This is a genomic window from Falsiroseomonas bella (assembly GCF_003173615.1).
GTDB lineage: Bacteria > Pseudomonadota > Alphaproteobacteria > Acetobacterales > Acetobacteraceae > Falsiroseomonas > Falsiroseomonas bella.
Genome location: NZ_QGNA01000004.1, coordinates 763,501 through 778,129, shown reverse-complemented (window position 1 = coordinate 778,129; position 14,629 = coordinate 763,501). Strand labels below are relative to the sequence as shown.

Below are 14,629 nucleotides of genomic sequence, written 5' to 3'. Positions count from 1 at the left end.
GCATGGCGTCCGGAACGGATGACGGGGCGGTGCGATCGTCCCTCTCGCAGTTGCCGCCAGGGCTGCCCGCCGGCGCGCTCTATCGGCAGGCCAACCTTTCCCGGCTGAGCTTCGCGACCAGCGCCGACCTCGAGCCGCTGCGCGGGATGGAAGCACAGGAGCGCGCCGACGCCGCGATCCGCTTCGGCACCGGAATCGCCGCGCGCGGCTTCAACATCTTCGCCATCGGCCAGACCGGCGCCCGCATCGCCGAGGCGATCCGGCCACTGCTGGACGAGGCCGCGAGCCACCGGACCCCGCCGAGCGACTGGGTCTATGTCTACAACTTCGCCGCGCCGCACCAGCCGATGGCGATCGCGCTTCCGTCAGGCCGCGCGCCGGCGCTCGATGCCGCGGCGGCGGAGATGATCGACGACCTTCGCGCCGCGCTGCCCGCGACGCTCGAGAGCGAGGAGTTCCAGCGCCGCCGCAGCGCCGTCGAAGCGAGGTTCCACGGGGAGGCGGAGCGCGCCTTCGAGAGCCTCGGCGAGAAGGCGTCGGAGCTTGGCGTCGCGATCATCCGCACGCCCATGGGGTTCGCAGTGGCGCCGCTGAAGGACGGCAAGGTGGTGCCGCCGGAGGATTTCAACGCCTGGCCCGCCGAGCGCCAGCAGGCGGTGCGGGGCGTGGTCGAGCAAATCGAGAAGGAGCTGGAGACGACGCTGCGCGCGGTGCCGCGCATCGAGAAGGAGCGGCGCGACGCGATCCGCGCCCTGCAGCGCGAGACCGCGATGGTGGTGATCGACCAAGCCGTCTCCGAGGCCTCCGCGCCCTTCGCCGACCTGCCGCGCGTCGTCGCGCATTTCGATGCGGTGCGGGCCGACCTGCTGGAGAATTTCGCGCTGTTTCTCGATGGCGAGAACGACAAAGCCGAGCCGCTGCCGGCCGGCCTCAGGATGGGCTCGCCCTTCGATCGCTACGACGTCAACGTACTGGTCACCCAGCCGGAGGGAAGCGGGGAGCGCGCGCCCGTCGTCGAGGAGCTGCATCCGACGCTCAGCAACCTGCTGGGGCGCATCGAGCACCTGCCCGTGCAGGGCGCGCTGGTCACCAATTTCCGCATGGTGCGGGCGGGTTCGCTGCATCGCGCGAATGGCGGCACGCTGGTGATCGACGCCCGCGCGCTGCTGACCGAGCCGTTCAGCTGGGCCGCGCTGAAGCGCGCGCTGGCGCAGGAGCGCATCGTGATCGAGGACGTCGCCCGCTTCGTGGGGCTCACCACCACCGTCTCGCTGGAGCCGGAGCCGATCCCGCTGGACTGCAAGGTGGTGCTGGTGGGCGACCGGCTGCTCTATCACCTGCTCGCCGCCTTCGATCCGGAACTGGAGCGCCACTTCAAGGTGCTGGCCGATTTCGACGACGCGATCGAGCGCACGCCAGAGAACGAGGCGCTGCTCGCGCGGCTGGTCGCCACGCTGGCCCGCCGGGAGGAAGTGCCGCCGCTGGCGCAGGGCGCCGTCCTGCGCGTCGTCGAGCAGGCTTCGCGGCTGGCCGAGGATTCGGCCCGGCTCACGCTGCTGCATGAGGCGCTGCGCGACCTGGTGGTCGAAGGGGCGCATCTGGCGAAGCGCGCCGGTCGCGATCTCGTCTCGCGCGACGACATCGAGCAGGCCATCGCGGCCCAGCGGCACCGCGGCAGCCGGCTGCGCGAACTCTCCCAGGAAGCGATGCGTCGCGGCATCGCCCTGATCGACACATCCGGCAGCCGCATCGGCCAGGTGAACGGCCTCAGCGTGGTTGCGCTCGGCAGCCAGGGATTCGGGCGCCCGAGCCGCATCACCGCGCGCGTGCGGCCGGGCAGCGGACGCATCATCGACATCGAGCGCGAGGTCGAGCTCGGCGGCCCGATGCACTCCAAGGGCGTGCTGATCCTCGCGGGCTTCATCGCCGGCCGCTATGCGCTGCAGGCCCCCATCGCGCTGCATGCCAGCCTGGTGTTCGAGCAGTCCTATGGCGGCGTGGAGGGCGACAGCGCCTCCGCCGCCGAGCTTGTCGCGCTGCTCTCCGCGCTCGCGGAGCTGCCGGTGCGGCAGGACCTGGCGATCACCGGATCGGTCAACCAGCATGGCGACATCCAGGCCATCGGCGGCGTCAACGACAAGATCGAGGGCTTCTTCGAGCTCTGCGCCGCGCGCGGCCTGACCGGCACGCAGGGCGTGCTGGTTCCGGAGTCGAACGTCCAGCACCTCATGCTCGATCGCGAAGTGGTGGCCGCCTGCGAAGCCGGGCGCTTCGCCGTCCACGCCGTGCGCGGCATCGACGAGGCCACGTCGCTGCTGCTCGGGCGGGAGGCCGGGGTCCGCGGGCCGGATGGCGCCTTCCCCGAAGGCGGCATCAACGCCCTGGTCGAGCGTCGCCTCGGCGCCTTCGCCGAGCAGCGCCGCGCCATGCTCGGCGGAGACGGCGAGCGCCGCGAGGCATATCCATGACCACCGCACCCGAGGGCACGGCGGGGCGGGCGCGGCTGCTGCTCGATCTCTGCCACATCGCCCACGACCAGGAGGCGATCGCGACGGCGGCCGAGCTTGCGCACCTGCTGCACCGCGACCTCCTCGGCATCTATGTCGAGGACGAGGCGGTGCAGCGCCTGGCGGCGCTGCCCTTCGCGCGCGAGCTGCGGCTGCCGTCGCAAGCCTGGTCGGCGCTCGACCCGGCGCAGCTCGACGCGGAATTCCGCAGCGCTGCCGACAGGCTGCGGGCGCTGCTCCGCCAGCAGGCCTCCCGCTTCGAGGTGCCGAGCGAGTTCCACACAGTGCGCGCGGACCCGGCAGGCTATGTGGCAGGGATCTCCGGCGGCGCGGATGTCGTGGTGCTCGCCGTCCCGCGCGAGGCCTCGGCGCGGGCCTGCGGCAGCTTCGCCGCCGCCTGGCGCGCCGCGATCGAATCGCCGGCGACCACGCTGCTGCTGCCCTCGAGGCTGGCGCGGCGGCGCGGCCCGGTCGCGGCGGTGCTGGGCACCGGCACCGAGCAGCGGGCGCGCGCGGCGGCGTCGCTTGCCGCGGCAACCGGCGAGACACTCGTCGCGCTGGTGCAGGATGCGGAGGCGGCCGACGGATCGCTGGGCGAGGCGGGCCGCTCCGCCGGCGGCGCGGAGCAGCGGCTTTCCGTGCGGAGGCTCGGCGAGCCCAGCGTCGAGGCACTCCTGCGCGCGCTCGACGACGTGGGCGAGCGGCTGCTGATGCTCGATCGCCGCTTCGTACGCGGTGCGGCGTGGCAGGGTGCGGCGAAGCTCTCCGAGGCGCGCGGCGTGCCGCTGCTGTTCGATTAGGACCGCCCGTCACGCGGCCGGGCACGCTACCGGAAGCGCCGCAGCGCCATGGCCTGGCGGATGCGCCGCTCGGCCAGCGCGACGGCGGCGGCACGCGGCGCGGTCCGACCCGACGCCGCCTCGTCCAGCACCGCCGCCGTGTTGCGCCGGATCCGCTCGACGATGCGGGCCAGCGCCTCCGTCTCGCTGCCGCCGGCGTATTCGACCGCCGCACAGATGACGCCGCCGGCATTGGCGATGAAGTCGGGCAGCACGAGGACGCCGCGCGCCTGCAGCGCCGCCTCGGCCTGCGGCGTGAAGGGGATGTTGGCGCCCTGCGCCACCAGGCGCGCGTCGAGCATGCCGACATTGTCCGCCCGCACCACATCGGGCCGCGCCGCGGGAATCCAGATGTCGCAGGGCACGGCCAGCAGATCGTCGGGCGGCCCCTTCCGCCCCCGGTCGTGGTCGCGCAGCGCGCCACCGGCAAGCTTCAGGCGGCACAGCGCGGCGACGTCGAGGCCCGCGGGATCGGCCACGGTGCCGGTGCTGTCGCTCGCCGCGACGAGCACGGCGCCGCGCGCGACCAGTTCGCGCGCGGCATTCCGCCCGACCGCGCCGAAGCCCTGCACGGCGACCCGCGCGCCGCGCAAGGTGAGCCCGATGCGCTCGGCCGCCACCTCGACGGCGGTGGCGAGGCCAAGCCCGGTCGCGCCGATCTCGTCCAGCGGAATGCCGCCCAGCACGCGCGGCAGCCCGACGGCACGGCCGATCTCGTCGCGCAGCCAGGCCATGCAGGTCTCGTCGGTGCCCATGTCCGGACCGGGGATGTAGGCGTCGAGCGAGCGGATCGCGCGCGCGAAGGCGCGCACCAGCGCCTCCTTCGCCGCCCTTGGCTGCCACGGATCGGCGATGATCACCGCCTTGCCCCCGCCATGCGGCAGGCCGGCGGCGGCGTTCTTCAGCGTCATCGCGCGCGCGAGCCGGAAGGCCTCCTGCGCGTCGGCATCGGCGGCCATGCGGACCCCGCCGATCGCGGGACCGCAGGCGGTATTGTCCACCGCCACCACGGCGCGCAGGCCGAGCGCGGGGTGGTGGACATGGACCACCGCCTCCGGCCCCAGATCGTCGGCGAAGCTGAACGGATCGGTCATGCCGGCGCGCCCTTCCTGCGTCGTGTCAACTCGCCGTCGCCAGGTCCGCGATGACGGCTTCTAGGAAGCGCGCCGCTTCCGCCCCCGTGACGGCGCGATGGTCGAAGGTGAGGGACAGCGGCAGCAGGCGGCGGATCGCGAGTTGTCCCCCATGCACGGCCGGCCGCGGCGCGATGCGCCCCGCGCCGAGGATCGCGACCTGCGGCGGCAGGATGCTGAGCACGGCATAGCGCCCGCCGAGCAACCCGAAATTGGAGAGGGTGATGGTGGCGCCGCGCAACGCCTCCGCCGGCAGGGAGCGGTCCGCCAGCCCGCGCTTCATCCCCTCGAAATCGCTGCGCAGCTCGGCCATGGAACGGCGCGCGGCCTCGCGCAGCACCGGCACGAACAGACCGGCCTCGGTCTCGACGGCGATGCCGATCGCCACCTCCGCGTGCAGCCGGCGCGCCTGCGCCTCCCCGTCGAACCAGGCATTGAGCGCCGGCGCCGCGCGACAGCCCGCGATAACCGCGCGGGCCAGGCGCATCGTGAAGTCCGCGTCGGGCGGCCAGGCTTCGACATCCGCATCGTCGCAGACCGTCGCCGGCGCCACCGCGTCGCGGGATCGCGCCATGTTGCGCGCCATGGCGAGGCCGACGCCGGAGAGCGGCACGAAGCCCGTCGGGCCTGCGTCGGCCCGTGCCGCAGCGGCCTCGACATCGCCGAGCGTGATCGTTCCGCCTGCCCCGCTTCCGGCAATGCCCGCGAGATCCACGCCGAGCCGCGCGGCCAGCGCACGCGCGGCCGGCATCGCACGCGGCGCGCTCTCTCGCGGCTGAGGTGAGGCTACCGGCAGGGCGGGTGGCGGCTTCGCGGCCTCGGGCAATGCGCCGACCACGGCACCCGCATCGGGCGCCGCGGCATCGGCGAACTCGACCAGCGCTTCGCCCACATGGATGCGGGCGCCCGCGGCGGCGCAGAGCCGCGCGATCCGGCCGGCCTGCGGCGACGGCACCTCAACCACCGCCTTATCCGTCTCGACCGAGACGAGCGGCTGGTCGGCGACGACATGATCGCCCACGGCCACATGCCAGGCGACGATCTCCGCCGCCTGCAATCCCTCGCCCAGGTCGGGCAGGCGGAAGACGGTCATGACCAGGCCATCGCGCGACGGACCGCCGCTGCGATCCGCGCCGCGCCGGGCAGGTAGGCCTCTTCGAGCCGCGGCAGCGGCATCACCGTGTCCCAGCCGGCAACGCGCTGGACCGGCGCGCGCAGGTCGGCAAGACCGCGCTCGGCGATCCGGGCCGCGACCTCCGCCGCGACGCCGCAGGTCAGCGGCGCTTCCTGCGCGATGACCAGCCGGCCGGTGCGGCCGACCGAGGCGAGGATCGTCGCCTCGTCGAGCGGCTTGATCGTCGCCAAGTCGATCACCTCGCAGCCGATGCCCTCGGCCGCCAGCGTGTCCGCCGCCGCCACCGCCTCCGGCACCAGGCCACCCCAGGCGACGAGGGTTGCGTCCACGCCCTCGCGCAGGATGCGGCAGCGGTCGAGCGGCAGCGCCGCGCCGTCGTCCGCCACCGCTTCGCGCGACGCGCGATAGAGCCGCGTGGGTTCGAGGAAGATCACCGGGTCCGGATCGCGGATGGCGGCGAGCAGCAGCCCATAGGCCTGCGCCGGGGAGGACGGCACGACGACGCGCAGGCCGGGGACATGCGCGAAGATCGCCTCGGGACTTTCCGAATGATGCTCGACAGCGCGGATGCCACCGCCGCTCGGCGCGCGGATCACCAGCGGGCAGGTGAGCCGCCCGCGCGTGCGGTTGCGCAGCCGCGCCGCGTGGTTCAGCACCTGGTCGAGCGTGGCGTAGAGGAAGCCGGTGAACTGGATCTCCAGCACCGGCCGCATGCCCTGCGCGGCGAGGCCGATGGCGAGCCCGGCCAGGCCTGCCTCGGCCAGCGGCGTGTCAAGCACGCGGCGATCGCCGAAGCGCGCCAGCAGGCCCTCGGTGGCGCGGAACACGCCGCCATCCACGCCGACATCCTCGCCAAGCACGATGACGGCGGGATCGTCCGCCATCGCGCGCGCCAGAGCGGCGTTGACCGCCTGCACCAGGGTGAGTTCCGCCGCGGTCATGCCACCGCTGCCTCCGCCGCCTGGCGGCGCAGCTCCTCCGGCATCGTGGCGTAGGTGTGGGCGAAGATCGTCGCTGCCGGCTGCGGCGGAGTGGCGAGCCAGGCCGCCGCCTCACGCTCGACCTCCTCGCGGCATGCCGCCAGCAGCGCCTCCTCCTCCGTCTTGGACCAGGCGCCGGCGGCGTGCAGATGCGCGCGCAGACGCAGCAGCGGTTCCTCCGGCCAATGTGCGGAGACCTCGGCATCGTCGCGGTAGCGGCTGGCATCGTCGGCGGTGGTGTGGTCGCAGAGCCGGTAGGTCAGCGCCTCGATCAGCCGCGGCCCGCCGCCGCCCCGCGCGCGCTCCAGCGCCTCGGCGACGGCGTCGCGCACGGCGATCACGTCGTTGCCGTCGACCTGCTCGCCCTCGATGCCCGCGGCGATCGCCTTCTGCGCCAGCGTCGCCGCCGCGGTCTGGCGGGTGCGCGGGACGGAGATCGCCCACTGGTTGTTGCTGACCACCACCACGAGCGGCACCTGCCAGATGCCGGCGAACACCAGCGCCTCCGCGACGTCGCCCTTGGAGGTCGCGCCGTCGCCCAGCACGCAGACGGCGCAACGTGGCTCGCCACGCAGGCGAAAGGCCAGCGCGACACCTGCGGCATGCGGGGCGTGGCTGCCGACCGGGACGGAGACGGGGAAGTCCTGGCGCGGCCCGCCGAAATCGCTGCCGCGCTCGTCGCCGCCCCAGTAGAGGAACAGCTCGCGCATCGTCACGCCCCGCCAGAGCTGGGCGCCGTGCTCGCGGAAGCTCGGCACCAGCACGTCGTCGTCCCGCATCGCCGCGGCGAGGCCCACGCCGACCGCCTCCTGCCCCAACGATGAGGCATAGGTGCCGAGCCGCCCTGTACGTTGCAGGGCGACGGCCTTCTGGTCGAAGGCGCGCGTCCGCACCATCGCGCGGTAGAGCGGGATGAGCGTGCATGGAGCCGCCCAATCGGGCAGCGGCCCCACGGAACGGCCATCCCGATCCAGGTGGCGCCGCAGTGTCACCGAGAACTGCGCGACGGTCGTGGTCACCATGGGCGTTCTCCCTCCGCGCTGGCGAAGAAGCCAGGGCAGACGCAGACCTTAGACCCGAAGCAAGGCGCGTCCGGCCTTGACCTTGATCAAGCACGGGGCAACCCGAAGCGGACGGTCAGTTGCAACGCGGCCAGCCCAGCCATTCCGCCCTCCCCCGACAGGCATCGCCAGGGGAGCAGATCGAAGGCGCATTCTGGCGATTCCAGCGCGGCTTCTGATCATCCCTAAGATGGCGCGGAGACAGTCTTCGACAGCCCAGAGAGAGTTGTGTTCCCGGTTTCTACTGCTGCAGCGGTGGGAACCGTGGAGCGATATTCTCTGACAGCGTCGCGTGTTGCGGGCCGATCGTGGGCGTTGCCCGATGACCGTCGAGCGCGCAGACGGGCGGCCCTGGGTTCCGCCAGAAAGCGGCCGCGCAGGAAGCGCAGGGCTGCCGCACGCATGCGCGCGGGGGACACGGCCGGTCCTGACGCAATTCGGCAACCCGTGGCGCGTTCAGGCGCGTGCGTCAGACCACCACGATCTCCGCGCCCGACCAGTTCCTCAGGCCTGCGAGGTTGGCGATCAGCACCGGACCGGCGGCATCAGTGCCATCGTCGTCCCACCACAGCGTGAAGTCGTTCGTGTCGTAGACGAACTGCCCGAGCACGCCGACCGGTGCCCCTGCCGTGTTGGCGGCGTATCGGCCGGTCGCGACGAGGTCGGCGCCGACGGCCAGGCCGAAACCCGTGCCGGAAACCTGGATGGTGTCATCCAGGCCGCGATAGGCGAGGATGCGGTCGCCGCCCTCCTCCGGCGCGCCATAGAAGAACACGTCCGCACCGCGCTCTCCGTTCAGCGTGTCGGCACCGAGTCCGCCACGCAGCGTGTCGTTGCCGTCGCGCCCCGAGAGGTGGTCGTTGTCTTCTAGGCCGTCGAGCAGGTTGGCGCCGGTGTTGCCAATGATGACGTTGGCGCCGACGTTGCCCGTGCCGTTCACCGCGGCGAGGCCGCCGAGCGTGAGGTTAACCACCTCCGCGGCCAGCGCCCAGCTGATCGTGGCGCGGACGATGTCGATGCCGCCGCCGGGCGCCTCGCTGATGATGTCGCCGGCCGTCACGCCGTCATAGACGTCGTTGCCGGCGCCGCCGGCGAGCAGATCGATGTCGTCGCCGCCGATCAGCGTATCCGCGTCTTCGCCGCCATGGAGACTGTCGGCGCCGCTGCCGCCGACCAGCCTGTCGAGGCCAGTGCCACCTTCGAGCAGGTCGTTGCCGGTGGAGCCCATCAGGGCGTCGTTGCCGCCGTTGCCGACCAGGCTGTCGTCGCCTGCCAGGCCGCTCAGCGTGTCGTTGTCCGCCCCGCCCGCGATGCTGTCGGCCCTGCTGTTGCCAGCCCGGATCAGCCCGGCGGTGACCGGCAGACGATCGAGCACCGCGCTGGCCGCGACGCCCGTCGTGCTGTCGCTGACCTGGTAGGTGAAGCTCACCGCGGTGTCGTCGTCGGCATCGCCGGTGAAGCGCCACGTGCTGCCGCCGAGGAAGACGAGCGTGCCGGAGGACGCCGCGAGGTCGATCACCTCCAGCGACACGCTGTCGATGTCGCTCCAGCCGGCGAGCAGGTCGGCCGCGAGGAGCAAACCGCTCGCATCCTCGGCGAGCGCCGGCAGCACGGCGGCGGCGGGGCCGGTCGGCGCGTCGTCCACCGGGAGGATGTCGGCCGCCGCCCCGCCCTGGACCGTCTCGACGCCGTCCGTGACGAGATAGATGAAGGTGACGGAACCGTCGTCGTCCGGCGCTCCCTGATAGCTCCATTGGCCGCCGCTGAGGTCGGTGAGCGTGCCGGAGGAAGCGCTGATGCTGACGACGGACAGCGAGGGCCCGTCCGGATCGGTGGAGCCTGCGAGAAGCTGCTCCGCGGTCACCAGCGCGGCCACGTCCTCAGTGAACGCCGCCAGCGGCATGCCGAAGGGGCGGGAGGGCGCATCGTTGACCGGCAGCAGGTCCATTGTCGCACTGCCATCCGCGACGTTCACGCCATCCGACAGGCCGTAGCTGAAGACCGCGCCGCTGTCGTCGTCCTGCTGCGGGATGTAGGCCCAGAGGCCGCCGCCGATGTCCTGCAGCGTGCCCTTCGAGGCCGTCAGGTTGGCGATGGCGAGATCGAGGCTCTCCGGGTCCGACCAGCCGGCGAGGAGCGCGGCAGCGGTCAGCCGGACGACGTTATCCTCGATCGCCGCCGCCAGCGTGATCGCCGGCCCGCTCGGCGCCTCGTCCACGGCGGCAACATGCACCTGCACGGTGCCGCTGGTCAGCACCGTGCCGCCGCTGCCGTCGAGCGCAATGGTCGGAAGGCGGTCTGCCGCCGGCGTCTCGCCCGCATTGGCGAAGGTCAGGCGGGAGAGCAGGGCCTGCAGCGCCTCGGGCGTGGCGCCGTCGTCGAGGTCGATGACGAAGTCGTTGCCGGCGCCGCCGCTGGCGGTGCCGATCTGCACGCCACCGAAGGAGACGATGCCGGCGTCGAGCGCGATCTCGCCCGCGGCGTCGCCCTGCGAGCCCAGCGAGACCACGTCGCCCGCGGCCAGCCCGCTGACCCAGAGCACGGCGCCGACCAGCGCATCGCCGCCCGTCACGCCGATGCCCGGGGCGAGAAGCGTCGGCGAGTCCTGCTCGCCGACGAGCAGGCTGCCGCCGAGGCCGGTCAGCGCATAGGGCTCGGCGACATCCGTCACCTCGACCGTCACCGTCGCGCCCGGTGTCGTGGCGATGCCGTCGCTGGCCGCGACGACCACCGTGAAGCTGTTGCTGCCGCCGGACCCTGTCGCGAGGGCCCCTGAAGTTCGGCGGCGCGGCGAAGTGCACCGCGCCGGAGAGCGGATCGATGACAAAGAACGCGACGTCGCCGCCCACCAGGCTCCAGGTCAGCGCGTCGCTGTCGGCGTCCGTCGCCTGCGGCGTGAAGACCGCGCCGGTGCCGTTCTCGGCATGGGCGATCGTGGTCGGGGCGGCCGGGCTGTCGATGACCGGCGCCTGGTTCACCTCCTTCACCGTGACGAGGACCTGCTTCGTCGAGCCGGCCGCGAAGTCCGCGAGCCGGGGATCGCGGAAGCTGTAGGTCAGCGTGCGCGTCGCAGTCGGGTCGGCGCTGGTGTTCTGGTAGGTCAGCGCCTCGAGCAGCGCCTCCATCGCGGCATTGTTCGGCGCGCCGCTCAGGGTGGCCTGCAGGCGGAAGACGCGCAGCCCGCCGCCGGAATCGCCGGCGATCAGCTCGCCCACGCCGTCGCCGTCCAGGTCGAACAGCGTCGCCGCGGAGCTGCCGTTCAGCGTCGGCAGCGGGGTCGCCGCGTTGTAGGCGGAATCGATGGTGTAGTAGCCCTCGGGCAACAGCTTGAAGGCGTTCAGGTTGCCGCTGAGGTCGCCCAGGATCAGTTCCGGCGCGCCGCCGGGCACGAGCTGCACGAACTGCGGCGTCAGGACATTCGTCGCGGTGGTGAAGGGCGACGGGTCGGGCAGCATCGGCACGAAGGCCGTGCCAGTGTTCCGCCACGCGGTCACGATGGCGCCGGGGTAGGTCGCCGCGCCGGCGCCAAGCAGCAGGTCCGGATCGCCGTCGCCGTCGAGGTCGGCGAAGGTCGGCGCGGTGACGGGGCCCACATCGACGCCGGCGAAGAGATTGGCGGCGAAGGGCACGAAGCCCGTCCCAGTGTTCCGCCAGGCGAGCAGCGCGCCTTCGTCATTGCCCGAGACGAGGTCGAGGCGGCCGTCGCCATCGAGGTCCACCAGCGCCGGCGCGCTCTCGAACCCGGCATCGATCCCGTCCAGCGGATTGGCCGCACCGGTGGCGAGCGTGAAGGTCGATTGCGCCACGCCGTTCAGGTGCCGCCCGGTCGCGTCGATCAGGTCGAAGGTCAGGGTCCGCGTGGCGGCCGGGTTGTCGCTGACGTTGCTGTAGGTCAGCGCCTGGATCAGTGCATCTACCTGCGGCCCGTGCGCCCCCGCGTTCAGCGTGACGACGAAGGGCGCGCCGACGCCGCCCGTTGCCGTGCCGATGGCGTCGCCGCCGAACGTCACGATGCTGCCGTCGAAGCCGATCTGGCCGGCGCCGGAGCCCTCGTTCACCAGGGAGACGCGGTCCTCCGGCAGCAGCCCCCCGACGATCAGCTGCTTCCCGTCTAGCGACTGGCCCTGGGTGAAGGTGACGGCGGGATCGATGCGCTGCGCGGCGGCGCCTTCCGTCACCGCCATGCTGGCGACGAGTTCCGTCAGGGTCGTCGTCTCCCGCACGTCGGTCACGGTGATCGTCAGGTCCTTGGCGACGACGGCGGCGCCATCGGTGACGTTCAGCGTGACGCGGTAGACGTTGTCGCGATTGGCATCCGTCGGCACCTCGAAGTCCGGCTTCACGGTCGGCGCATTGGTGAACTTCAGGCCGCGGCTGAAGCTGTCGAGCGTGAAGCGCCCCGCATCCTCGCCACTCAGCGTCCAGACAAGGTTGGTGGCGCCGTCGGGGTCGGTGGCCTGGGCCGTGTAGAAGATTCCCGCCGTGCCCTCGGTGATCGAGACCGTGCTGGCAGAGGTGATGACCGGCGCGTCGTTCTGCCGCGTCACGGTGACGGCGATCGGCACGCCGAGCGCCGGCGTGCTGCGGAACACCTGGAAGCCGCCGCCGACGCCGCCGACGACGAGGTCGAGCAGCCCGTCGCCATCGACATCCGCCGCCGCAGGCCGCGCATTGGCATCCAGCACGACGCCGGCGAAGGGGTTGGTGGCGAAGGGGACGAAGGCGGTCCCGGCGATGCCATAGGCCGTCAGCGTGCCCGCGGCATTTCCCGTGACCAGGTCGATGCGTCCGTCGAGATCGACGTCCAGCAGCGCCGCGCCGCTTGCCGAGCCGGCATCGATGCCTGCCAGGGGATCCACCTCGAAGGCGAGGAAGGGCTGGAAGCCGGGCGCGTAGCGGGGAAAGTCGGGCCCGGTGCCGCGGAAGGCGGCGAAGCCGCCATCGGCCCGGCCGACGACGAGGTCGGCGATGCCGTCGCCGTCGATGTCGCCGAAGGCGGGCGCGCTCAGCCCGAGTTTGGACGCGGTGCTCAGCGTCGGCCGCGTATAGGTGACGGTGCTGTCGAAGGACATGCCGTTGCTGTAGTCGAAGAGATCCTCGGTGGTCGTGATCGCCGCGACGGTGACGGATCGCGCAAGGAAGACATTGTCGGCACCGTTCTGCCGCACCCAGTCGTCGCCGCGTCGTTCCCAGACCTGCAGGCCGCCGGCGAAGTCGCCGACCACGAGCTCGGCCTGCCCGTCGCCGTCGAGGTCGGCGACGGCGGGCGTGGCGATGCGCTGGGAGAGATTGACAACGTCGCGCAGCGAATTGTCGCCGCCGGGCGCGACCGCGACGAAGCCGCTGCCGGTGTTCTTCCACCAGACCACGCGGCCATCGTTGCCGCCGGCGATCAGGTCGGTCCGGCCATCGCCATCCACGTCGAGGAAGGCCGGCGCGCTGTTGCCGGCGGCCACGGCCAAGCCGGCGAAGGGACTGGCGGCGCCGGTCAGCTGGGTGAAGCCCGGCGCCACCGGCGCATTGAGATGCGTGCCCCCGGCATCGACGATGTCGAGCAGCAGGGTGCGGCTGGCGGTGGGCTGGTTGCTGGCGTTGCTGAACGTCAGCGCCTGCAGCAGCGGCTGCATCGCGGCGGAGGGGACGTCGTCCAGGAAGTCGATGACCAGCGGGGCGCCCGGCCCGGTGGTGAAGGTGCCGATGGCCGCGCCCTGCCACGTCACGGTGTTCCCGCTGACGCCGATCTGCCCCGCGCCGCTGCCCTGGTTCTGGATGCCGAGCGTGTCCTCTGCCAGCGCGCCGGTCAGCGTCAGGCGCTTCGGCGTGTCGCCGGTGGTCAGGAAGACGCTGGAATCCAGCACCACGGGGCCGGCGCTCACGGCGTTCTCCGCCAGCGTCACCGGGCCGAAGCCGCTGAGCTGCGCGGTCTCCGCGCGGTCGAGCACGCGGATGGTCAGGGCCTCCGTGCGCTCGGCCATGCCATCGGTGGCGCGCAGCGCGACTTGGAGGTGATGACCGGCGCGTCGTTCTGCGGGGTGACGTTGACGGTGATGTTGGCCGTGGTGACGGCATAGTACGGGTCGTCGACGGCGATCTTCAGCGTGCGCGCGACAATCGGCGCATCGCTGACCGTCGCGAAGGCCAGGTTCTGCAGCACATGCCCGATGGCGAATTCGCGCGCCCAGGCCGGGACGTCGAGCAGCACGATCTGCAGGTCCTCGCCGTCGCCGTCCACTGCAACGCCGTTGACGGTGCAGGCGCCCTCGACACGGTCCCAGACCCGGAAGTCGAAGGTCCCTATCGGGCCGTCGCTGTTCCGAATCAGGGCCAGGGTGTCGGGGCCGAGGTTCTTCTCCGCGTCCGGCCCTGGGACGGGCTGGGCGTTCACGACGGTCTCCTGGTAGACGGGGACCCCGTCCGCGATGGTCTTGACGCGGTAGACGCCCACATAGTTCAGGATGTCGACGAAGCTCGTCCGCGTCACCTGGTCGCTGAGATAGACGATATCGGTCGTGTACAGGTTGGAGACGGTGATGCTGATGCCGTCGAAGACGTTCTGCGTGTTGAGGTTGACCAGACCGCCGGTCTTCGTCCCGCCGCCGCTGACCTGCAGGTAGCTGACGGAGACGCTGGGATCGAGGACGCTCTTGCGGACCATCGTGCCCAGCACGGCGAGGCTGTTGCACAGACTGGCGCGGCGTAGCGGCGTCCCGGCGGTCTCGCACCAGTCGACCACCGTGCGGTGCGAGTCGGAGCCCTGCGGCGCCATGAGCACCGGCATCTCCGCGAGGTCGCGCGGTGAGAGGTGGTCGCGCCCCAGCATCTGCGCCCGCGTGCCCACCCAGGCATAGGTCGTCGCACCCAGGTCGAGACGGACCGCCTGGGCGATCGGCACCGCGCCTGGCGTGAGGATCAGGTCCAGTTCGCGCCTCATCAAGCCTCACTTCCTGATGAACGCGCTCCGCGGATCGGAATCC

General features: G+C 72.2%; 9 protein-coding genes. 2 read left to right on the top strand and 7 right to left on the bottom strand.

All coding sequences use genetic code 11. The features are described 5' to 3' along the window. Positions 1–2: 2 nt before the first annotated feature. The gene (locus DFH01_RS20525; RefSeq protein ID WP_109872314.1) at positions 3–2,468 is read left to right on the top strand and encodes a Lon protease family protein; all 2,466 of its coding nucleotides are present in this window, start codon (positions 3–5) and stop codon (positions 2,466–2,468) included. After that, the gene (locus DFH01_RS20520; RefSeq protein ID WP_109872313.1) at positions 2,465–3,307 is read left to right on the top strand and encodes a hypothetical protein; all 843 of its coding nucleotides are present in this window, start codon (positions 2,465–2,467) and stop codon (positions 3,305–3,307) included. The genes DFH01_RS20525 and DFH01_RS20520 overlap by 4 nt, the downstream gene beginning before the upstream one ends. Before the next feature lie 26 nt (positions 3,308–3,333). Here the strand turns inward: DFH01_RS20520 and DFH01_RS20515 are convergent, their stop codons facing one another. From DFH01_RS20515 to DFH01_RS20485, 7 genes are all read right to left on the bottom strand, one after another. Continuing rightward, positions 3,334–4,440, bottom strand: coding sequence for a Glu/Leu/Phe/Val family dehydrogenase (locus tag DFH01_RS20515; RefSeq protein WP_109872312.1), 1,107 nt, complete (start codon positions 4,438–4,440; stop codon positions 3,334–3,336). A gap of 25 nt (positions 4,441–4,465) precedes the next feature. After that, positions 4,466–5,572: a dihydrolipoamide acetyltransferase family protein gene (locus DFH01_RS20510; protein ID WP_109872311.1), complete on the bottom strand. Its 1,107-nt coding sequence runs from the start codon at positions 5,570–5,572 to the stop codon at positions 4,466–4,468. Next, on the bottom strand, positions 5,569–6,555 hold the full coding sequence (locus tag DFH01_RS20505; RefSeq protein ID WP_109872310.1) for an alpha-ketoacid dehydrogenase subunit beta: 987 nt from the start codon (positions 6,553–6,555) through the stop codon (positions 5,569–5,571). Before DFH01_RS20505 ends, DFH01_RS20510 begins: the two co-directional genes overlap by 4 nt. After that, positions 6,552–7,616, bottom strand: a complete 1,065-nt coding sequence (gene pdhA, locus DFH01_RS20500) for a pyruvate dehydrogenase (acetyl-transferring) E1 component subunit alpha (RefSeq protein WP_109872309.1) — start codon at positions 7,614–7,616, stop codon at positions 6,552–6,554. The genes DFH01_RS20505 and pdhA overlap by 4 nt, the downstream gene beginning before the upstream one ends. Before the next feature lie 508 nt (positions 7,617–8,124). Beyond that, positions 8,125–9,873, bottom strand: coding sequence for a cadherin-like domain-containing protein (locus DFH01_RS20495; protein ID WP_233256212.1), 1,749 nt, complete (start codon positions 9,871–9,873; stop codon positions 8,125–8,127). Continuing rightward, positions 9,818–13,630 carry an FG-GAP-like repeat-containing protein gene (locus DFH01_RS28855; RefSeq protein WP_109872307.1) on the bottom strand — a complete coding sequence of 1,271 codons (3,813 nt, stop codon included), beginning with the start codon at positions 13,628–13,630 and terminating at the stop codon, positions 9,818–9,820. Before DFH01_RS28855 ends, DFH01_RS20495 begins: the two co-directional genes overlap by 56 nt. After that, the gene (locus DFH01_RS20485) at positions 13,606–14,586 is read right to left on the bottom strand and encodes a LysR substrate-binding domain-containing protein (RefSeq protein ID WP_109872306.1); all 981 of its coding nucleotides are present in this window, start codon (positions 14,584–14,586) and stop codon (positions 13,606–13,608) included. Before DFH01_RS20485 ends, DFH01_RS28855 begins: the two co-directional genes overlap by 25 nt. Between the last annotated feature and the right edge of the window lie 43 nt (positions 14,587–14,629).

What these genes read in the sequence shown, in the direction of transcription:
- DFH01_RS20505 (WP_109872310.1), bottom strand. Translation starts at nt 6,555, where the DNA reads ATGACCGCGGCGGAACTCACCCTGGTGCAGGCGGTCAACGCCGCTCTG.
- pdhA (WP_109872309.1), bottom strand. Translation starts at nt 7,616, where the DNA reads ATGGTGACCACGACCGTCGCGCAGTTCTCGGTGACACTGCGGCGCCAC.
- DFH01_RS20515 (WP_109872312.1), bottom strand. Translation starts at nt 4,440, where the DNA reads ATGACCGATCCGTTCAGCTTCGCCGACGATCTGGGGCCGGAGGCGGTG.
- DFH01_RS20520 (WP_109872313.1), top strand. Translation starts at nt 2,465, where the DNA reads ATGACCACCGCACCCGAGGGCACGGCGGGGCGGGCGCGGCTGCTGCTC.
- DFH01_RS28855 (WP_109872307.1), bottom strand. Translation starts at nt 13,630, where the DNA reads ATGGCCGAGCGCACGGAGGCCCTGACCATCCGCGTGCTCGACCGCGCG.
- DFH01_RS20525 (WP_109872314.1), top strand. Translation starts at nt 3, where the DNA reads ATGGCGTCCGGAACGGATGACGGGGCGGTGCGATCGTCCCTCTCGCAG.
- DFH01_RS20510 (WP_109872311.1), bottom strand. Translation starts at nt 5,572, where the DNA reads ATGACCGTCTTCCGCCTGCCCGACCTGGGCGAGGGATTGCAGGCGGCG.
- DFH01_RS20485 (WP_109872306.1), bottom strand. Translation starts at nt 14,586, where the DNA reads ATGAGGCGCGAACTGGACCTGATCCTCACGCCAGGCGCGGTGCCGATC.